We start from the raw sequence: 20,060 nt of genomic DNA, 5'->3' as shown, positions 1-20,060 counted from the left end.
ATATAACCAAATTGTATAGCTAGAAGGAGTGTCATTTTGTTTGATATCAAATCATTATTAACCCGTACGGTTGAAAAAGAGTTGCTGGATGTGGACGATTATATTTTTATCCCTGAGCGTTACGACTTAGAAGTTGATGATGGCATACTAACCTGTGTCCTAAACAGCGATGGCCGCGTAGATATTTTCTTCCAAAAACATGGTATTACCGATGTACGTTCTGCTGCGCGTAAGCATGCTTACACTGGTTTTGACAGAGAGCTTAACCTTGGTATTTATGATGATGTCATTGAAGATTTGATTAAAGATGTTAATAAAATCTTAGAAGGTAAATCTCGTTTTTTTAAACAAGAAAGAGAATTGCCAGCGACTCCGGCCTTAGGTTTGCAGTCTTATGCAGACAGTGATCATCATTAATTGGCCAGACGATTATTGATCTAAAGGTATTATCCAACGAAAGCTTTTTATACCTGTTGGCAGAAACTAAAAACTGGGCCCATGGCCCAGTTTTTTTGTCTAAAAAATAACTATAATCTCTTAGAAATCTATAAATAAAAAGCTCATAAATAACAGGTCGATAAATAGTTTGAAGGGTTAGAGAGTTTCATCAAGATATAAATATGCATTCTTGATTTGGCTAACTTTAATAAAAAGCTTCAATAAAAAAGGCACAGCCATAAAAACTGTACCTCTTATTAAACTATTAAAGATAATACTATCTACGCTTTGCTAAAAACCAGATCCTTGGGCAAACGTGACTTAGGTAAGGTGGCATTAATGTCGTTATCATTACGATAACCCAGCGCCACCAATCCTACCGTGGTATAGCCTTTCTCATTTAATCCGAACTCTTCATCAAGCGCCTGAATATCTACCCCTTCCATAGGCACCGCATCAATACCTAGCAGTCCTGCACCAAGCAACAATGCTCCCATACTTAAATACACTTGCTTACCCATCCAATGTGCTTCATTGAGCTTATTATAGCGATGGATATCTAAAAACATTTTACGGCCTTGGTGCATTTGCGTTTTATACTCTTCCTTAGCAAAACGACCGTCTTTATCTTCTTGCTCAAGAATCGTTTCTAAATACGCATCATCGGCATACACACGTGTCGCAAACAGCACCACATGTGAGCAATCAAGAAGTTTATTCTTGTTCATCTCAAATATATCTTGCGTACCCTTAGTCATGCGCCGTTTACCGGCGTCATCATCAGCAATAATATAATACCAAGGTTGAATGTTTACGCTAGAGGCTTGCAGATGCAGAATGTCTTTTAACTGCGAAAAATCTTCGTCAGAAATTCGCTTGTTGGCATCAAATTCCTTAGTACTATAGCGCCAGTTCATGGCTTCAGAAATAGTTTTCATAGATAGAATGTCCGTTTATAAGTTTTAATTTATTTGTCTATTTATTTGCTAGTTTATATGGTCAAGGCTTGGTGTTTTAATTGTCTTAATCAATCTTGACGAAAAACAATATTGATATATTTCAATATTTTAGAAAAATTATAGAGTATAAATCAGACTATAATGTTGATAAACCTAACTGATTAAGTAGCGTTTCAGTATATTAGTGTGATGAAATTTTTAAGCAAGATGGTCTGTTAACCCCCTTCTTTTCATAACAGCTGTCTTATAACTTGTACGCTAACTAAACCATCCCTCGAACCCTCGCCATAATTCCACGTCCAATAACCAGTCGTACATAACTCACTGCAATAAGTAGTAACACAGCTACCAACATCAAAGCACCAATACCGAAGCTGTCCCAAGGAATGCTAAAGCGTAAGTTAAACCAGTGCACAATGACCAAATAAGCAGCACCACTAGCCAATACCACGGCGAACACGCCTGCACTAATCCCCAATAAGCCAATCTCAAGCATATTAATCTTATATAAATCGCTGGTTTGCATGCCCAGTAAACGGAATGAGGCACTGTCACGTAAGCGATCTTGCGACGTCGATAATAGGGACGTAATCAGCACCATAATGCCGGTAATAATGGCGAGTAGGGTAAACACCTGCACCAATCGACTCATCTGACTCACAAAGCCCTGAACTTGCTTGGCAATAGCGCCACCGTCAATGGTAGTAATGGCAGGGAATTGACGGGCAAGGTCAGTCTGTAATTGTGGAATGCTATCGGCAGCGACTTTGGTAGTCGCAAACTGAATTTGCGGCGCGTCTTTCAATACCTCTGGCTCAAATAAGAAATAAAAGAAAGGACTAGGGCCACTCTCATAACGCTCGCGAATACTGGTAATCTGACCGACGATTTCAATACCTTGAATATTAAAGCGCACTTGGTCGCCCATACCCACATTAAGTAACTCAGCAGCGATATCTAATATCGATAACGGCACGACTGATTCTGAGGGTTCATTCGATTTTGAGTCATCGATTGGACCGTATAATTGATCCTTAGTGACTGATTCTTTAACAAACTCGGTATCCATTACCTTGTCTGCATAGCTTAAATTAAATACCCGAGTCGGATCATCTTGAGTGCCGCCAACAGGTTCAATCTCGCTAGCAGGGACGCCATTGGCCTCAGTAACACGGGCACGTACCACGGGGAAGTAAGTAATAGGCTGTTTAACCACAGCCTCTAGCCCCTTATGTTGGTCGCTTTGAATGTCTAATAAAAATAAATTAGGCGCATCTTTAGGATAAGCCTGCACAAACTGCGTGTTGAGGCTATGATTGAGCAAAGTAATCATGGTCAATACCGCCACTGATAAGGCTAGGGTGACAAAAAACAGTCCCGATTGATTGCCTTTGCGAGACAGGTTATGCACGGCGGTACGGGCCATCCAACCGGTCTTTCTACCAAAAAGTCCTTTGCTGGCAAGTTTGGCCAATAGCCATAACCAACCTCGACCGATTAGCCAAAAGCCAGCAGCCAATAACAGCATAGCGCCCAGTACTTTTAGCCCGGTCAATAAAGAGCTAAATTCGTAAGCCATCAAACCAAAGCTTGCCAGCAGCACCAAGCCGTACCAATAAAGAGGCGGATGTTGGCGATGATTGTCTGTGGCTTGCTTTAAGACTGCCGAAGGCTTGGTATGGGTCACTGCATAGAGGCTATGCTGTACTACCAACAAGGTAATGACCAAAGCCACCACACTGATTTTAAGAAAGCTTAACCACTGAATAGACAGGGTAATATGTGGCGGTAAAATGGCAGTAAGATACTGAGCACCTACCTTTAACATACCTAAACTGAGTACGCCTGAAGCCAAACAGGCCAATATCGCCATGGCAATAAATAACTGGTAATAACTGCGCTTGATAGAACTAACTGACTCACCTAGCGCACGACGTATGGCATTGGGGTTTTGTTGTAAGCTAACAAAGGCCTTGACCACACTCAACAGCGCTACTGCCGATAAAAACAGCACCGCTATTACCAATAACTTAAGAAACATCAGCACATTATCAGATACTTGAGTCACTGAAGTATCTGTCTCGTCAGCGTCTGTGAGTTCAATCTCTGGCTGCGAGGCAGTGATTTTCTGTAGTTCAGCTCGCTGCTTGGCCATTAGCTCAGGGCTACCCGCCAGCTCAATGCGGTAATCAACCCGGCTGCGCTGTCCCATCAAGTTGGTAGCGGCCAAGTCAGTATCAGACATCAGCACTCGGGCGCCGAAGCCAAACGCAGTCAAAGGGCGGTCCGGCTCAGCGATCAGTTCATCGGCAATGGTAAAGACCGCATCACCGATTTTGACCTTATCACCAATTTTTAAATTCAGCCCAGTCAGTACTTGAGCCTCGACCACCACTTGCTGTGGCTTCAATTTTTGCCACAGCGGTTGCCCCGAGGCCAGCTCAACCTCACCATATAAAGGATACTGCTTTGAAACTGCTTTGATTCGGGCCAGTAGGGTAGCGTCGTTTGACTTTGGCTGTTTATTGATTGTTTTATTAGACCCTCTATCCGCTGCCACGCTGGATACCATCGCATTAAACTGATAGTCGTAAACCACACCTTCTGGTTGTGTCTGTTTCGCCTCGTCTGTCTCTGACTCTAAAGGTTTTAATATCTGTAATAGCTCAGGTGTCCATGCCTCTTTGCTGCTCAATATTAAGTCACCACCCACCAACGCGCGCTGATTATCAGAGACATAATCGCGTACCGACTGTTGAATAGAGTCGAGTGTTAAGTAAGTCGATAACGACAACACCATCGCCAATAAGAACAGCAACGGATATATCCAGTGGCGCCACCAACTACGCTGTAAGGATTTACTACCTAAATTTGAATAAGAGGTTGGACGAGTAGGAGAGGTATTTGTGGTCATAGTGGTACAACGACTTGTCTTTTATTGATAAGGTCTAGAGATATCAGGGGGCGTCTAGAAGGGAGGAGAATGATGGTATACCGTTTCACAGTTTATGTCAGTGGCTTTATTTTAGCTAATAAATAGTTAAGGTTAATTAAATGTGTCCATTTGTTGAGTTAAATTCTAAAGTTTTGTTTGAGAATAAGGTACATTCAACAAGTTTTTTATTTTTGACTCATCTACTAGGTTTAAAGGCCAGTAAATAAAAAGATAGAGCGATGTGCTATTTCATAAAAGCACTATCAAAATCGGCTACCAAGCTATTGGCTTGCCTGCCCAATCAACAAAGCAGCCGGTATCCTCTACCGTTAATTGGCTTAATACTGTCAGTAAATTATCGGCACATTGTTGAGGCTGAAAAAGCTTTTCATCAGGCACATTGGTCTGGAAAGGTTTGGATAAAGGGGTATCTACTGTACCCGGCTGCATTACAGCCACGCAGACATTTTTTAGCGACCGTTGCCATTCGATAGAAAGTGTTTTCATCCCCATATTTAACGCTGCTTTACTCATGCGGTAGCTGTACCATCCCCCTAGCTTATTGTCACTGATGCTACCGACTCGTGCTGAAATAGTGGCATAAATAGCAGGGTCTGTTTCGCTCGGGTCGCCTGCTTTTAACCTTGCTTGTAATAACGGCTTTATGTGTTTCGCAATCAATAAGCTGGGTAGGGCGTTGACTTTCATATTGTCGATAAAGAACTCTGGATCAAGTTGCCTGACTGCTTTTTCGGGTTGATGACTTATGTTGTGTAGCAGTCCAACCGCATTGATGACCCAGTCGATATGATCAACGTGTTCGCTAATTTGCTCGATGGCTTGTTCTATACTCGGCTCAGAAGTCACATCCATCGCCAACCAGACAACTTTATCTCTAGTATCAGTATTTTTAGTATCGGTAGATTTAGTATTAGGGTCTTTGATGTCAGGGTAGTTGGTGATGGGTTGACGACGATGATAAGTGGCAAATATTTGCTCAACCTTATTATCCTCAAGCATTCGTTCTAGCAACGCTTTACCTATACCACTGGTGCCACCGATGAGTAAGACTTTTTTATTAGGTTTCATGGGGCTCCATTGGTAGGGTTGCTAAGCCTCTTCATAAGATTGTATTCTTGCTTTTATAACTGCAAGGTTAAGAACGGCCTGCTTAGTTCGTGATCGTACCATCATGAATGATAATAACTTGATCGGCATGTTCCGTTAACGCAGGGTCGTGAGTAACCACAACCAAAGCCGTGCCAGACTGCTGCTGTAACTCAAGCAATAAGTTCATGACTTGCTGCGCATTTTGCTCATCCAAATTACCAGTGGGTTCATCAGCGAAGATTATTTTGGGACGAGCCACCAAGGCCCGAGCCAGTGCAGTACGCTGTTGTTCACCCCCAGAGAGTTGATGCGGTAAGCTATCACGGCGATGGGTCAAGCCAACAGCCACCAACAGTTGTTCAACTCTATCTGGATCAGGCTGGCGAGCAATATCCAACGGGAAAGCGATGTTCTCAGCCACAGTCAACGTTGGCAACAGATGAAACGATTGAAACACAAAGCCCATATCCTGCTGCCGCTTTTGAGCCAACTCATCTTCAGACAGTTTGGTTAAGTTCTGACCATCAAGCCATACTTCACCACTATCGGGATAATCAAGCCCTGCGAGCAGCCCAAGTAAGGTCGACTTACCTGAGCCTGACTTACCCATAATCACTGCAAATTCACCAGCCCCAATGGACACATCGACATCCTTGATAATGTCAGTTTTGGTATCGCCAATCATTACGCTTTTGCTAAGATTTTTGGCATGTAATAAAGGCAATGAATTGGAAGGGGTAGAGGACATAAGTAGGGTCTCGTCTGGCTTATAAAGGGTTGGTTAACTGGGTTTTATACAGGGCTACGATCGATTATGACGGTAACTTAAGGCTAAGGTTTAGGGTCGTGGTCATAAGTTTTACCTTGGCGATAAGGGGTTTTATTAACCTCATCAATTTCCTGCTGTAACTCTCTAAATCTAATTTTTAGTTCCTCTGGCATTTTTTGGGGTAGCTCATTAAGTTTTTTCAACTTGAACGACAGATATAGGCTAAAGATACCGGTAGTAATAAAGGCCAAGCCGGTCCAAATAATGATGGTCATACCCGCAAAGGTAGGTCTCCATACCATAAGCACACCGAAGATTAAGCCAATAACCCCTAAGGCCATTAACCTGGCCCAGTCACTAATCCCATAGTCTTTTAAGTCTAAAGAGAAGCTAATGGCACTAATGGCCCGGAATATAATTAGGAAGCCCACATAGAAGCTTAAGGTTAGCATTGAAACTTCTGGATTGGCCAGTAATAAGCCGCCGACTACCGTAGTTAAAGTACCAAAGGCAAGCATCCAGCCCCAGTTATCCATTTCATTTTTATTGGCCAATGAGAAGCTGATTTCTGAAATACCGGCAAATAAAAACGATAAGCTAAATAAGATAGAGAGGGCCACATAAGAGGTAGCAGGAGCCGCGAAGGTATAAATACCCACAGCAATGAATATCGAGCCCACAATGGCTGGGATGTACCAATGTTTAATGGTTTCGGTAAAGGTTTTAAATATACTTTTTCTCATAATTATTCTCTTATATTTATTATCGAAAGGCTCATTTAGAATCTAGATTATTGTAGTGACTTTTATTAAAAGTTATTCAAGGTTATTTACTATCTGCCTTTGCTTCGGTTTCAGTAACCTTTTCAATAACAGGGGTTAATACCGGCAAAATATTGTTATTAACTATCTTGGTATAGCCTTCAGCGGTCGGATGGATAACATCGGATTGATTGAGCTCAGCCACCCCGCCTACGCCTTCCAAAAAGAAAGGGATAAAGGCAATATCATACTCTTCAGCCAATTTTGGGTAGATAGCAGAGAAGGCTTTCACATAATCGTCGCCTAAATTATCATAAATCTGCATGCCACCCAGTACCACCACACTGCCTTCGCTTTGAAGACGTTCTATCGCTGTACGTAAGTTATTCTCTACTGTCGCCACTTCAATGCCACGCATGGCGTCGTTGGCGCCCGTGGTCAAAATAGTGATGTTAGGCTTGGTCTTTAATACCCAATCTAGGCGGTTAACAAGTCCAGTACTGGTCTCGCCGCTTAATCCTGAATTGATGACTTTGGCATTAACATAGCCAGCTTGCTGTAACGCGGTCTGTAATTGAGCGGGATAAGCTTCATTTTCGGCTACGCCCAAGCCTTCGGTGAGGGAGTCGCCGAGCGCTAGAATAGTAATAGGCTGTTCAATGCGCTGTGCTGCAGAACCTGCGACTGAATCAGTTTGAGCAGCCGTAGTTGGCTGAGCTGGGGTCTCTGAGGCCGCTACTGGGTCAGTTTTTTGGTCAGTGCTGTCGACTTTTTCTGAGTTAGGTTGGCACCCCATGAGCACTAGGCCTGTGAACAAACTTAGTGCCAAGGGTTTCAGTATAGACTTTGAGAGAGGAGGGGACATAGAAAAACCTTGCTGTATAAATTGATTTAACTTATACCTCTATAGTAGCAAGCTTATCGGTTGTTTACTGTCCCAGATTGGTTAAATAAGTGTTATTAATAACAAGCATTATCAGTAAGGGCTATTCGGCCTAAGTGGCCCAAGCCCACGCCTCATTTAAGCTTGATTGTCATAAAGCTCACGCACCACTTCACCAATTACTTTAATGCCGGCCTCCAAGGTCTCATCGCTGGCGGCAATACTCATGCGGATACATTGATGGGCATGAGGATAGTCCGTCGTGTCTAGGCCCGGATAGAAGTGCTCACTAGGCACAATTAAAGTTGCCTTCTGTTTTAAGCGGTCATATAGCTCGGTGGTGCTAATCGGTAAGTCTTTGAACCATACCCATAGGAAAATTGCCCCTTCTGGCTTATGAACCAAGACCGGATAATCCCCCATTTCTTCTTTGATATGAGCAATGGCTTTTTTTGCTTTTTTGGCATAAAAAGGCTGAATGGTATCGTCACACAGCTCTTTTAAGCGGTCGTCTTCAAGCAGAGGGCCGGCAATGGCAGCACCAAAACGAGTGGGGGCAAGGTTGACCACCGCATTCATGGCACTTACTGTTTTCACCACCTCTGGTGCGGCGATGATGATACCCGTACGGGCACCTGGAAGACCTATTTTTGATAGGCTAAAGCACAGCACCGTATTTCCGTCCCAGTTTAAATTAACATCGGGATAAATAATGTTTGGGAACGGCTCGCCATAAGCGTTATCGATAATTAATGGAACGTCATACTGTTTGGCAATAGCAGATAAGTGTGCCATTTCTTCATCAGTTAAAACGTTGCCAGTAGGGTTGGTAGGGCGTGAACAGCAGATGGCGCCAATCTCACCCTTTTTTAGGGCCGGCAAGTTTTCTAAAGCCTCAAAGTCTACTTTGTATTTAAAGAAGCCTGATTCGCCTTCGTGTTCAACCTCTTCAATTTCAGGTTTAATGGCAATAAAATGTTTGCCATCAATGTGGACGTCGCTATAACCAATATACTCGGGTGCTAACGGCAGCAAAATTGATTTGGTGCTAATCTCGCCATCTTGCTCTTCGAACTGTCCCCCGAACAGGTTAAACAGATAGAAAAAAGCGTTTTGCGAGCCATTGGTTAACACGATATTTTCTGTGCTTAAATTCCAGTCGTAATGACGGTTAAAAAAAGCCACCAACGCATCGATAAACTTAGCGTCGCCTTGAGGGTTTGAGTAGTTGCCCACCGATTCAATGGCGCCGCCGTCAATTCCACCTTGTTCTAATGATTTATAAACTTCAAAATAAGCCTCATTCACTTTATCAATGCGAGCTGGGTTGCCACCGCCTAACATATTAACTGGCGTTGGGCTTTTTAAGGCATCGCCCAAATCATCCATCAACTGTGAGATGGCACTGGTTTTGGTGAATTGTTGACCATATTTTGAAAATTTCATAGAAATACCCTTTTGGTAATTTTTAACAAAAATCAGAAAAGTTAAATCAAAAAAGTAGCTTTAATAAAGAGCTTTTAAAGATAGATTAAGAGTAGTTCCTAAGCAGGCTTACCGTCAATCATTATAGGGCGACTGGCGAGCCAGGCAATAATTACGTTAATGATGGTCAATATCAATATAAATAATAACGGTCCGTCCCAGTTCCCTGATAGCTCATAAAGCCAGCCTGCCCCAAAGGGTCCGGCAAACGCGACCAAATAAGCGATGGTTTGCGCCATACCAGACAGTTTACTGGCTTGGTTTGGGGTATAAGTGCGTAATGAGAATAGCATGATACATAGGGTAAAAATCGCCGCACAGCCGAGTCCCATAATGGCGGTCCACATCATAGGCATAAGCGATGGCAGGTAAGATACTCCGAGAAGCCCGATGACATTTAATACCGTTGCGCCGATGGCCACGGTCTGTAGTTTGACCCCTCTTTTACTAATGAGCCAAGTCATACCAATAATGGCAATGGGGGCCATAAATTGGAAAACGGAAGCCATACTACCGGCGGCTACTTCAGACAGTCCTTTACTGATCCAAATGGAGGGCAAAAAGGCGGCGATGGTATAAAACAGTAACGACTGTAATCCCATAAATACCGCCAACTGCCAAGCCAAAGGGGACTTCCAGATTGAAGCGGCTTCTTGCGCTGCTTCATCCTCGGTTAATGTCGCTACTGGCATTTTATTTGAAGAGCCTAGCTTTAGCCTTAAGATAATCCACGCCACAAGAGCGGCGATACCTAGGGAGGCCCACCCGCCCAGGGCCCACTGCCAACCCACACGTTCGGATAAAGGATAAACCAGCCCTGAGACCAATCCTGCCATCACCGACATGGTCAAACTAAACATACTGGTGACCAAGGCAATATTGCCTGGGGTATGTTGTTTAATAATCGGTGCCACCAGGGTATTGGCGAAACCAATGGCCAATGATAATAAAATAGTGCCAATAAGGAAGCCATGCCAGCTAATCCAAGTAGAGCGCATAATAATACCAGCGGTCAATACTATGACGACTGCAATAAGCGTGTTCTCAAGTCCAAAGCGCTTGCCGATAGCGGGGGAGACCAGTGCCCCTAAGGCAAACATCAGCATCGGAATGGCCCCAAGCCAGCCAATGTGGGCGGCAGTCAAATCTAATGCCTCTTGAACCACCGGTGCAATTGAGCCTAGAGCGACAATGGGGGAGCGCATGTTACTGGCCATCAATAAAATGGCAATCAGCACCAGCCAAAATACTGCCCGTGGGGTTTTGGTGACAGAAGCTGGTGTCTGAGAATCGGCGGAGGAAGTAGAATTGGACATACTAAAGGACTTAACCATAATAAAAAGGGAGAAGTAGATTCAAATAAAAAAACCACCGCCTAAGCGATGGTTTTACTATAACAGAAATGTATCAGAGAGCCTAAATAAGAAACAGAATTTAATATAACCTCTTTTTTTAGGATCAATGATTGGTTTGATACAGCGGACTTGGGGTTTTTTGAATATAAATGACCGGCTAAAAAACAGCACAGTAGTTTATAAAGCAGATTTCCCTAAATCAGCGGCTTTCTTACGATCAAACGCTTTTTCATCATTGATTTGTTCACACAAGTTGGGGTCATTGCCACAAAACTGGCAGGTTTCATCGCCCATCAAGTTGGCCACACGGCCGCATGAGCCACGTAACGGTTCTTTTTTTACCATATAGCCGATACCCATCATCAAGAAGAATAGGACGAAGACTCCAAAGGTAATAAGCAACATAGGAAGCAATTGAGCGAGCATAATAACCTCACTTAGGTTTTGAAGCTTGTGTTCTAAAACAGATAGTTTTACCCCATCTTCATCTAACCACAAGCTGAATTTGTAATCGAACTTTTGATACCTATTCTACCATATTTGCTATCAATAGGCGGGTGCACGAGGTATTAATGCTGTAAAAAAGGGCAACCGCGAACGGCTGCCCTTTTAGTATTTCCGGCTTTCAATTATCAACTACATCACATGAATAGCAATATAAGTGGCCGCACCAGCCAAGTAACCGATTAAGGCCAACCCACTAATGCGTTTTAAATACCAAACAAATGGCAGTTTCTCCATACCCATAGCTGCTACACCAGCGGCTGAGCCGATAATTAAGCAGCTACCGCCAGTACCCGCACAGTATGCTAAGAAGTGCCAGAAGGCGCCATCTTGTAAGAATTGGCTTTGACGCGCAAGCTGATCACCTGAGAGACCTACCAATGAGGCGTCTGTTAATAGCGGATACATTTTCATGGCACCCGCCACTAAGGGCACGTTATCTACTAAAGAGGACAGCAAGCCAATCATTACGTTGATGACATAAAGGTTGCCAAAGGTAGTGTCTAACCATAAGGCCACATCAGTTAGGTGCCCTGCTGTTGCCAGACCTGCCACCGCCAACAAAATCCCTAAGAAGAATAAAATACTGGGGATATCTACCCGGGTCAGTACCCCGACCACTGTCATATGCTCTTTGACATACCAGTCATGGTGACGGTGCATAATTTCAGTATAGACCCACAAAATCCCTAAGCCAAATAGAATGCCCATATAGGGAGGCAACTGAGTAATGGTCTTAAAAATAGGCACAAAGGCTAAAGCAGATAACCCAAGCACCAAGACACTAACACGCATTTTATTGGTAATGGAGCTTTGGGCAATGGCCGCAATTTGACCTTTAGGTAAGCTCTCTGGAGAGGTGGTCGGCACGGACTCCATATACATTGCCTGAGCATTTAGCGTATCGTCACTGTCAGCCACAGGACCTAAATAGTTACTGCTTGAGGCCTGTACCACGGGTTTTGGATCCTTAGGACGAAACACTTCTTTGCCCTTAAAGAAGAAACTTAATACCGCTAAAGGTACCGCAGCAGCAATTAAGCTTGGCACAATTAAGTCAACAATAATATTGCTGGCAGTAACTTGGTTGCCAATCCATAGCATGGTGGTGGTCACGTCTCCAATGGGTGACCAAGCGCCCCCGGCATTGGCACAGATAACGACCATGCCCACATACCACCAGCGCATCTCTTTATCTGCCACCAACTTACGTAACAAAGACACCATTACGATGGTGGTGGTTAAGTTATCAAGCAAGGCTGAGAAAAAGAAGGTTAAGATGCCGATGGTCCACAGCAGAGTCACTGCGCTTGTGGTCTTAATTCGGCTAGTAATGGCATAAAAGCCATCGTGAGCGTCAATCAGCTCTACGATAACCATTGCGCCCATTAGGAAGAATAGAATTTCAGCTATTTCAGCGAGATGATGTCGCAGTTCGGAATTGAGAAACTGGCTTACCCCTAAATTCTCAGAGTTGGCCAGCTGTTCTACTAGAAGAGTGTCTGCCCCGAAAACCAAAAGGGTCCAGACTAAAATCGCGGTAAGCAGGGCAGAAGCTGCTTTATCAACATGAATGTTGTGCTCTAGAGCAATCGCTAAATAACCTATAACAAAGACTAACGCCATCAATGAGTAAATCATTGCCGATCGATCCTTAGTGTTAAAACACGTTGCTACTTACTAAAAATTAATCTACCTATTGTAACCAACTCAGACGGGGTAAGACAGGTTCTAAAATGACTGGTCAAATTAGATTGAAGAGTGTCAGTTTTCTTGCTATTTTCAAGGTGTAAACTATTGAAAAATAAATGATTATTTAAAATTAAACTTTTTGTATATGATTAACTAAAACTTAATAAAAATGGAGCTTTATTAATAAATAAAGCCCCACATTTATATTAGCCGTTAAATTTAATAACAGTTTAGATAAAAGAAGTAAAAACCCTTGTTATTGGGTGTTACCGGCTCTTAAAGCTTTCATTGCTGGCGTCTCAACTATTTGCCAATAAGCTAGAGGGTCTGCTTTGTGACGAGCCAAATCTTTTACAGAGGGGACCTCATCATGAATTTTGCCATCTTTAGGGATTACGAATAATACCGCTAGATTTTTATCAGTAGCAGTGGCTAGCGCTTGCTCATAAGTCATGGCGGTCAAAGCGGTGGCCCAAGCGTCCGCCAAAGACACCGAGTCAGCAACTACGGTCACAGAAGGAGCGCCACCTGCGATAGGTTGGCCTGTGGTCGGATCTATGGTGTGGCTATAACGGCGACCATTGAAGATGATAGAGTTGCGATAATTACCAGAAGTGGCCAAACGTAGCTTATTGGGGGATCTGGGCTGACGAATGGCGGCCAAGGTTAAACGCTCAGTTACCGTACTATCAATAACTGGCGCATCAATGGCTATTTGCCAAGGCTGGGCTTTTTGATTGACCCCTGAAGTTGAAACTTCACCGCCAATTTCCACCATATAATTATTAATCTTATAGTCTTTATGCAGTACTTCAGCAATGACATCTACCCCATAGCCTTTGGCCACAGCAGAGAAATCCAGCTCGACATTGTCTTTATCTTTGGTCAAGGTAGTGCCCGAAAGGTTAATACCTTCAAAGTCTAAAAGCGATTTAGCGGCTTGTATCTCATCCGGGCTAGGTGGGTTTTGTAATCTTTCAGCCGTCATCACACTGCCAAAGCCCCAGAGGTTAATGAGCGGCATTACTGTGGGGTCAAATGCCCCAGCTGACTGCTGATAAACTTGCTTAGAATCTTGTAGAACCTGAATAAAATCAGGATCGACTTGGATCGACTCACCTGCCTTTAATCGATTAAATTTGGAAATAGTTGAGTCTTCCATATAAGTCGACATACTGATATTAATCTGTTGTAGACGCTTATCTATCGCCTGTTTGATGGCTTCCTCATCAACATCCTTGGGCTTTTGAAAGCTAATGTGGTAGCTGGTCCCCATGGTTTCGCCTTGTATGTAGTCATAAGTTGGCGACTGTTGGCAACCACTAAGCAGCAATGAGCTGGTTATTGCCCCAGTAAGCAACAGTTTGGTTGTGAGGCCGTGGCGAGAGGGGATAGGAGAGTTATTGGTAGCAGATAGGTAAGTCATAAGAGTCGTTTTATTAAAAAAAGAAAGAGAGGCTGATATAAATTAAAATCTATATCAGCGAGTAGAGGCGCTATTTTAACGCCATTATTGCCATTTTTGTGGGGCTTTATTAGGTTACTTTCACGCCGCGAATGATTTTATAAAGCTTAGAGGGTGAGAGGCGATTCATCAAGGTGGCCAGTTTTTCTTTTTGTCCTGCGACGATAATGTACTCTTCACCGCCAGCAAGGGCTTTTACAGTCTGCTTGGCAAAAGCTTTGGCGGTGAGTCCTTTATCGGTGGCCTCATCCATGGTGCCTTGAGTACTGCCATCCCCAGTAAGCGCATTAATTGATACCTGAGTTTGGATAAAGCCTGGAAAGATGGTGGCCACAGTAATCTGTTTATCACTGAGCTCTGCACGCAAACTATTGGCCCACATGTGAATGGCCGCTTTGGCTGCCCCATAAGCCCCGCGATACTGAGTGCCCAGCAGACCGGCCACACTGGAGACCATCACAATTTTACCGCCACCTTTGGCGATCATATCGGGTAATACCAATCGGGTCAGCCGAGTCTGAGCAAAGTAATCAATTTCCATTAATTTACGCTCGACCTCTTCTGTGGTGTCCATGATTAATGAGCGCTGACTGACACCAGCATTGTTAATCAGCCAATCAATTTTGACAGCTTGCCCTTGTGCAGCTAATTGTGATTTGGCCAATAAATAAGCCTCTTTGGTTTGCTGCTCATCTAAGATATCAAAGTCGACAATGACATGGGTGTGGCTGTTTTTGCACTGAGATTTGACCGCTTCTAACTTATCACGATTTCTGCCACTTAATATTAAAGTGGCCCCTTGCTTGGCAAACTGCAAAGCCAAGGCTTCACCAAGTCCACTGGAGGCCCCGGTTATCCAAATGGTTAAAGTTTTAAAGTTGGTTTTCATAAGCATCCTTTCTTATATTATGGGGTAAGGGGGGAGTAGGGGTTGAGGGCTGTTTTTTATAGCAAATAGCCATAAAAAAAGAGCCTCAGTTGAGGCTCTTAATTTATCACATATTTAGGGTATATTTTTTACTTCAGCTATTGAGAGTAGCTATTAACCACCGAAGTCATCTAATAAGATGTTTTCATCTTCAACGCCTAGGTTATGAAGCATATCGATAACCGCTGCGTTCATGACAGGAGGCCCACACATGTAGTACTCACAGTCTTCTGGGTTTGGATGGTCTTTTAGATACTCTTCATACAATACGTTATGAATGAATCCAGTGTAACCGTCCCAGTTGTCTTCCGGCTGTGGATCAGATAAGGCTACGTGCCATTCGAAGTTATCGAACTGATCTTGTAGCATGTCATAATCTTCAACGTAGAACATTTCACGAACTGAGCGCGCACCATACCAGAAGCTGATTTTACGATCTGAGTGTAGACGCTTAAGCTGATCGAAGATGTGAGAGCGCATCGGCGCCATACCGGCACCACCCCCGATGAAGACCATTTCCGCTTTGGTGTCTTTGGCGAAGAACTCACCATAGGGACCGGATACGGTTACTTTATCACCTGGCTTCAAGCTAAACACATACGATGACATCTTACCTGGTGGAATCCCTTTAGGACCACGAGGTGGAGGGCTTGCGATACGAATGTTAAACTTGATGATGCCTTTCTCATCAGGATAGTTGGCCATTGAGTAAGCACGAATCACTTCTTCGTCTACTTTTGACACGTAGTCAAACATGCCGAACTGTTCCCAGTCACCACGATATTCTTCAGCAATATCGAAGTCTTTGTAGTGTACTTCATGCGGTGGCGCTTCAATCTGTACATAACCCCCGGCACGGAAGTTCACTTCTTCACCATCGGGAATCTTCAATACCAACTCTTTAATGAAAGTGGCCACGTTATCGTTTGAGATAACTTCACATTCCCATTTTTGTACATCGAAGAACTCAGGATCGATTTCGATTTTCATGTCTTGCTTAACCGCAACCTGACAAGCCAAACGCATGTTGTCGCGGATTTCACCCTGGGTAAAATGACCTTCTTCAGTCGGTAAGATTGACCCACCGCCTTCGATCACTTTACAGCGACACTGGGCACAGGTGCCACCGCCACCACAAGCTGAAGATAAGAAGATACCTTCGCTTGCTAGGGTTTGTAGTAGTTTGCCACCGGCTGGGGTTACCACGTCATTGTCAGGATTGTCATTAATACGAATGGTGACATCCCCTGAGCTGACCAATCGTGAGCGGGCGATCAAAATAATCGCCACTAAGCTCATGATAATCAGGGTAAACATGGCGACGCCGCCAATGGCGGTACCAAATAACTCCATGATTTTTGTCCTTATTTAAATATTCAAATCGCTTGTTATCTATTAATAGGGCTTAGTAAGTCGATTAAATTGACATACCACCGAATGACATAAATCCAAGCGACATCAATCCGACAGTAATAAAGGTAATACCTAAGCCACGTAGTGGGGCAGGCACGTCTGAATACTTTAGCTTCTCACGAATACCCGCTAGTAGCGCAATGGCAAGGGCCCAACCAAAACCAGCACCCACACCATAAGTTAATGACTCAGTGAAGTTGTAGTCACGCTCAACCATAAACAGTACACCACCCATGATGGCACAGTTTACAGTGATTAGCGGTAAGAACACCCCAAGTGCGTTATATAGCGCTGGCACGAACTTATCTAAGAACATCTCAAGAATCTGAACCGTTGCCGCAATCAAGGCGATGTAGCTCAGTAAGCCTAAGAAGCTCAAATCAATATCTGGGAAACCGGCCCAAGCCAAGGCACCATCTTTTAGGATGAATTGGAATAATAAGTTGTTTAGTGGCACGGTGATACTCATCACCACAACTACCGCCACACCAAGGCCGATGGCCGTCGATACTTTTTTCGACACGGCCAAGAAGGTACACATGCCTAAGAAATAGGCAAGCGCCATGTTTTCAATGAAAACAGACGTTATAAATAAACTAACATAATGTCCCATTAGCGACCTCCTCCATGAGCCATGCCTTTAGACTGAGGCTTCATAACAAATTCAGCTTCTTCTACTTGCTCTGGCTTCCAGATACGAATAACGGTAATGAATAGAGCAATAATAAAGAACGCTGATGGGGGCAGTAGTAATAAGCCATTTGGCACATACCAGCCGCCATTGGTTACTGGATTCAATAAGGTGAAGCCTAAGATGCTACCGTTACCCAATAGCTCACGGATTACCGCCACGAATAGTAGAACCGCTGAGTAGCCTAAACCGTTACCAATACCATCTAAGAAACTTGGTACAGGTGGGTTACTCATAGCAAAGGCTTCAGCACGACCCATAACAATACAGTTGGTGATAATCAAACCAACGAATACTGAAAGCGATTTACTAACGTCATAAGCCACTGCTTTAAGAATCTGATCCACCACGATTACTAAGGAAGCAATCACCGTCATCTGTACAATAATACGGATGCTTGAGGGAATACGATTACGAATAATTGAGATAAAAAAGCTTGAAAACGCGGTTACTAAGGTCAGTGCAATACACATAACCAAAGCGTTTTGCACGCTTGTTGTTACCGCCAACGCCGAACAAATACCCAAAATCTGTAGAGCGATCGGGTTATTGTCAAAAATCGGCGTGGTTAAGATTTTTTTAGTATCTGTTGCCATGTTATGCCTCCTCGCCCGTAGTGGTTTGAGTTTGAGCGTTAGCTGCGCTATCAGGAGTGCCACCACGTAAGTTATCTAAGAATGGCTTGTATCCACGTTCGCTAAGCCAGAACTGGATAAGGTTGCGAACACCAACACTGGTCAGGGTTGCCCCACTGATACCATCGACCCAGTTTTCGCGGCTTTGACCAGCTTTAGTTACCCCAGTAGCCACCTCACCATTTTCGTCATACGCATGGATACCTTCCCACTGCGCACGCCATTTTGGCTCTTCAATACGAGCGCCTAGACCTGGTGTTTCTTTGTGATCGTACCAACTGATACCTTTAACAGTATTTAAGTCACCCTCTAGGGTTAAGAAGCCATACATGGTACCCCACAGGCCGTAGCCATGAACAGGAAGTACCATTAATTCAGGCTTACCGTTGGCATCATTTTTTACATAAACTTTGGCAAATTTAGGGACCGCGCCAATACTGGCAGGGTCATCATTACCTAAGTCTGTGCTCAAAGCTTTGTTTTTAGATGCTTGGTTGGCATCATAGTTATTAATGTCTGCGATACCCGCTTTTGATAAGTCGGCTTCCGTAGCGTACTCACCTTTTTCTAAATCAACTAGTTTGACGTCGAAATCGGCAAAGCGTTTTTCAACATCTTCATTGGTGTCTTTGGCTGGGTCAAACATACCGGCAGCCACTAAAATGTTTTTGTTACGGTCAAGCAGTTGGTTTTCAACTTGAGCTGGCTTTAAGCCTACTGCAACGGCGGATACCATTACAGAACAGACCAAACATAAGACCAGCGCCACCGTAATGGTGGTCATATTTGAGTTTGAACTTTTCTTAGTCTGCTGGGACATGACGCATCCTCCGAGCCGTTTGACGTTTGATGTTTGCTTGAGTGACAAAGTAGTCAAATAATGGCGCAAACAAGTTAGCAAATAAGATCGCTAGCATAATACCTTCTGGGAAGGCGGGGTTGATGACGCGAATTAATACGGTCATGAAACCAATTAAAATACCATAAGCCCAGCGGCCTTTATTGGTATGAGCAGCTGACACAGGGTCTGTTGCCATAAATACCGCACCAAAAGCAAAGCCACCCAATACTAAGTGCCAATACCAAGGTAGGCTCATCATTAGGTTGTCGGCTGAGCCAATGGCATTAAATACCATTGAAGTGGCGACTAGACCTACCACACAACCGGCGATAATGCGCCAAGAAGCGATACGAGTCCAAATCAGAACCACCATACCCAATAAGATAGCTAGGGTAGAAACTTCACCGATACTGCCTTGCATATTACCTAAGAAAGCATCCATCCAAGTGATGGCTGAACCGTAAGCATCCACAAACTTATCAGGAGTCACGCCAATGGCCGCTAGACCTAAAGGAGTCGCCCCTGAGAAACCGTCTACTGCAGTCCAAACGGTATCGCCTGACATATAAGCTGGGTAGGCGAAGTATAAGAACGCACGACCGGATAGGGCAGGGTTTAAGAAGTTTTTACCAGTACCACCGAACACTTCTTTCGCCACAACAACACCGAAGCTGATGCCTAGCGCTACTTGCCATAAAGGAATGTCGGGTGGTAAACACAGAGCGAATAGCACAGAAGTTACGAAGAAACCTTCATTCACTTCGTGGCCACGCACTACTGCGAAAATGATTTCCCAAGCGATACCTACCGCGAAAGTCACGATATAGATAGGTAAGAACTGCATGGCCCCATAGACAAAGGCGGCCCAAATGCTATTGGGATCGTAGCCTACCATATTGGTAATCGCCGTACGCCAGCCTTCAGGCTCAAGACCCAATTGTTGAATGGCAGTTAAGGCTTGGAAACCCACGTTGTACATCCCCCAGAACATCGCAGGGAAGGTACATAGCCACACCATAATCATGATGCGTTTTAAGTCAATACCATCACGAACGTGAGACGCTGAGTGAGTGGTGGTACCAGGCTGACGTAAGAATGTATCGAACATTTCGAACACAGCGTAGTATTTTTCGTATTTGCCGCCTTTGGTAAAGTTAGGCTCCATGCGGTCAAACATATTATGTAAGAATTTCATC

18 protein-coding genes are annotated in these 20,060 nt (G+C 44.0%); 1 reads left to right on the top strand and 17 read right to left on the bottom strand.

The features are described from left to right. Positions 1–36: 36 nt before the first annotated feature. Entirely contained in the window at positions 37–417 is a 381-nt protein-coding gene (locus tag B3S92_RS07430; protein WP_296204424.1) for a hypothetical protein, read from the top strand. A 302-nt stretch (positions 418–719) separates the two neighbouring features. Here the strand turns inward: B3S92_RS07430 and nfsB are convergent, their stop codons facing one another. From nfsB to B3S92_RS07345, 17 genes are all read right to left on the bottom strand, one after another. Next, positions 720–1,376, bottom strand: a complete 657-nt coding sequence (gene nfsB, locus B3S92_RS07425) for an oxygen-insensitive NAD(P)H nitroreductase (protein ID WP_296204421.1) — start codon at positions 1,374–1,376, stop codon at positions 720–722. A 283-nt stretch (positions 1,377–1,659) separates the two neighbouring features. Then, the gene (locus tag B3S92_RS07420) at positions 1,660–4,311 is read right to left on the bottom strand and encodes an ABC transporter permease (protein ID WP_296204419.1); all 2,652 of its coding nucleotides are present in this window, start codon (positions 4,309–4,311) and stop codon (positions 1,660–1,662) included. A 294-nt stretch (positions 4,312–4,605) separates the two neighbouring features. Continuing rightward, on the bottom strand, positions 4,606–5,421 hold the full coding sequence (locus B3S92_RS07415) for an SDR family NAD(P)-dependent oxidoreductase (RefSeq protein WP_296204417.1): 816 nt from the start codon (positions 5,419–5,421) through the stop codon (positions 4,606–4,608). Positions 5,422–5,503: 82 nt separating this feature from the next. Then, positions 5,504–6,190 carry an ABC transporter ATP-binding protein gene (locus B3S92_RS07410; RefSeq protein WP_296204415.1) on the bottom strand — a complete coding sequence of 229 codons (687 nt, stop codon included), beginning with the start codon at positions 6,188–6,190 and terminating at the stop codon, positions 5,504–5,506. Positions 6,191–6,273: 83 nt separating this feature from the next. After that, complete coding sequence (locus B3S92_RS07405) at positions 6,274–6,954, bottom strand: HdeD family acid-resistance protein (RefSeq protein WP_296204412.1); 681 nt, start codon at positions 6,952–6,954, stop codon at positions 6,274–6,276. Positions 6,955–7,036: 82 nt separating this feature from the next. Continuing rightward, positions 7,037–7,837 carry an arylesterase gene (locus B3S92_RS07400; RefSeq protein ID WP_296204409.1) on the bottom strand — a complete coding sequence of 267 codons (801 nt, stop codon included), beginning with the start codon at positions 7,835–7,837 and terminating at the stop codon, positions 7,037–7,039. Between the two features lie 156 nt (positions 7,838–7,993). After that, a complete protein-coding gene (locus tag B3S92_RS07395) occupies positions 7,994–9,301 on the bottom strand; it encodes a valine--pyruvate transaminase (RefSeq protein ID WP_296204408.1) in 1,308 nt (435 codons plus the stop codon). A 98-nt stretch (positions 9,302–9,399) separates the two neighbouring features. After that, positions 9,400–10,656, bottom strand: coding sequence for a CynX/NimT family MFS transporter (locus B3S92_RS07390; protein ID WP_296204405.1), 1,257 nt, complete (start codon positions 10,654–10,656; stop codon positions 9,400–9,402). A gap of 216 nt (positions 10,657–10,872) precedes the next feature. Beyond that, positions 10,873–11,121 (bottom strand): (Na+)-NQR maturation NqrM, encoded by a 249-nt coding sequence (gene nqrM / locus B3S92_RS07385; protein WP_296204402.1) that lies wholly within the window; start codon positions 11,119–11,121, stop codon positions 10,873–10,875. Positions 11,122–11,331: 210 nt separating this feature from the next. Beyond that, positions 11,332–12,840: a sodium:proton antiporter NhaD gene (gene nhaD, locus B3S92_RS07380; RefSeq protein ID WP_296204398.1), complete on the bottom strand. Its 1,509-nt coding sequence runs from the start codon at positions 12,838–12,840 to the stop codon at positions 11,332–11,334. Between the two features lie 307 nt (positions 12,841–13,147). Next, positions 13,148–14,317: an FAD:protein FMN transferase gene (locus tag B3S92_RS07375; protein WP_296204396.1), complete on the bottom strand. Its 1,170-nt coding sequence runs from the start codon at positions 14,315–14,317 to the stop codon at positions 13,148–13,150. 109 nt (positions 14,318–14,426) lie between these two features. Beyond that, the gene (locus tag B3S92_RS07370) at positions 14,427–15,245 is read right to left on the bottom strand and encodes an SDR family NAD(P)-dependent oxidoreductase (protein WP_296204393.1); all 819 of its coding nucleotides are present in this window, start codon (positions 15,243–15,245) and stop codon (positions 14,427–14,429) included. A gap of 153 nt (positions 15,246–15,398) precedes the next feature. Beyond that, positions 15,399–16,637, bottom strand: a complete 1,239-nt coding sequence (gene nqrF, locus B3S92_RS07365) for an NADH:ubiquinone reductase (Na(+)-transporting) subunit F (protein WP_077450081.1) — start codon at positions 16,635–16,637, stop codon at positions 15,399–15,401. A 64-nt stretch (positions 16,638–16,701) separates the two neighbouring features. Then, entirely contained in the window at positions 16,702–17,310 is a 609-nt protein-coding gene (gene nqrE, locus B3S92_RS07360; RefSeq protein ID WP_077450080.1) for an NADH:ubiquinone reductase (Na(+)-transporting) subunit E, read from the bottom strand. Continuing rightward, entirely contained in the window at positions 17,310–17,984 is a 675-nt protein-coding gene (locus tag B3S92_RS07355; RefSeq protein WP_077450079.1) for an NADH:ubiquinone reductase (Na(+)-transporting) subunit D, read from the bottom strand. Before B3S92_RS07355 ends, nqrE begins: the two co-directional genes overlap by 1 nt. Position 17,985: 1 nt before the next feature. After that, on the bottom strand, positions 17,986–18,843 hold the full coding sequence (locus B3S92_RS07350; RefSeq protein ID WP_296204389.1) for a Na(+)-translocating NADH-quinone reductase subunit C: 858 nt from the start codon (positions 18,841–18,843) through the stop codon (positions 17,986–17,988). Then, the gene (locus tag B3S92_RS07345; RefSeq protein WP_077450077.1) at positions 18,827–20,059 is read right to left on the bottom strand and encodes an NADH:ubiquinone reductase (Na(+)-transporting) subunit B; all 1,233 of its coding nucleotides are present in this window, start codon (positions 20,057–20,059) and stop codon (positions 18,827–18,829) included. Before B3S92_RS07345 ends, B3S92_RS07350 begins: the two co-directional genes overlap by 17 nt. Position 20,060: the final 1 nt, after the last annotated feature.

This window comes from Psychrobacter sp. UBA3962 (assembly GCF_002385225.1).
In the GTDB taxonomy this organism is placed as follows: Bacteria; Pseudomonadota; Gammaproteobacteria; order Pseudomonadales; family Moraxellaceae; genus Psychrobacter.
This window is presented reverse-complemented; position numbering and strand designations above follow the sequence as displayed.

What these genes read in the sequence shown, in the direction of transcription:
- nfsB (WP_296204421.1), bottom strand. Translation starts at nt 1,376, where the DNA reads ATGAAAACTATTTCTGAAGCCATGAACTGGCGCTATAGTACTAAGGAA.
- B3S92_RS07420 (WP_296204419.1), bottom strand. Translation starts at nt 4,311, where the DNA reads ATGACCACAAATACCTCTCCTACTCGTCCAACCTCTTATTCAAATTTA.
- B3S92_RS07415 (WP_296204417.1), bottom strand. Translation starts at nt 5,421, where the DNA reads ATGAAACCTAATAAAAAAGTCTTACTCATCGGTGGCACCAGTGGTATA.
- B3S92_RS07410 (WP_296204415.1), bottom strand. Translation starts at nt 6,190, where the DNA reads ATGTCCTCTACCCCTTCCAATTCATTGCCTTTATTACATGCCAAAAAT.
- B3S92_RS07405 (WP_296204412.1), bottom strand. Translation starts at nt 6,954, where the DNA reads ATGAGAAAAAGTATATTTAAAACCTTTACCGAAACCATTAAACATTGG.
- B3S92_RS07400 (WP_296204409.1), bottom strand. Translation starts at nt 7,837, where the DNA reads ATGTCCCCTCCTCTCTCAAAGTCTATACTGAAACCCTTGGCACTAAGT.
- B3S92_RS07395 (WP_296204408.1), bottom strand. Translation starts at nt 9,301, where the DNA reads ATGAAATTTTCAAAATATGGTCAACAATTCACCAAAACCAGTGCCATC.
- B3S92_RS07390 (WP_296204405.1), bottom strand. Translation starts at nt 10,656, where the DNA reads ATGTCCAATTCTACTTCCTCCGCCGATTCTCAGACACCAGCTTCTGTC.
- nqrM (WP_296204402.1), bottom strand. Translation starts at nt 11,121, where the DNA reads ATGCTCGCTCAATTGCTTCCTATGTTGCTTATTACCTTTGGAGTCTTC.
- nhaD (WP_296204398.1), bottom strand. Translation starts at nt 12,840, where the DNA reads ATGATTTACTCATTGATGGCGTTAGTCTTTGTTATAGGTTATTTAGCG.
- B3S92_RS07375 (WP_296204396.1), bottom strand. Translation starts at nt 14,317, where the DNA reads ATGACTTACCTATCTGCTACCAATAACTCTCCTATCCCCTCTCGCCAC.
- B3S92_RS07370 (WP_296204393.1), bottom strand. Translation starts at nt 15,245, where the DNA reads ATGAAAACCAACTTTAAAACTTTAACCATTTGGATAACCGGGGCCTCC.
- nqrF (WP_077450081.1), bottom strand. Translation starts at nt 16,637, where the DNA reads ATGGAGTTATTTGGTACCGCCATTGGCGGCGTCGCCATGTTTACCCTG.
- nqrE (WP_077450080.1), bottom strand. Translation starts at nt 17,310, where the DNA reads ATGGGACATTATGTTAGTTTATTTATAACGTCTGTTTTCATTGAAAAC.
- B3S92_RS07355 (WP_077450079.1), bottom strand. Translation starts at nt 17,984, where the DNA reads ATGGCAACAGATACTAAAAAAATCTTAACCACGCCGATTTTTGACAAT.
- B3S92_RS07350 (WP_296204389.1), bottom strand. Translation starts at nt 18,843, where the DNA reads ATGTCCCAGCAGACTAAGAAAAGTTCAAACTCAAATATGACCACCATT.
- B3S92_RS07345 (WP_077450077.1), bottom strand. Translation starts at nt 20,059, where the DNA reads ATGAAATTCTTACATAATATGTTTGACCGCATGGAGCCTAACTTTACC.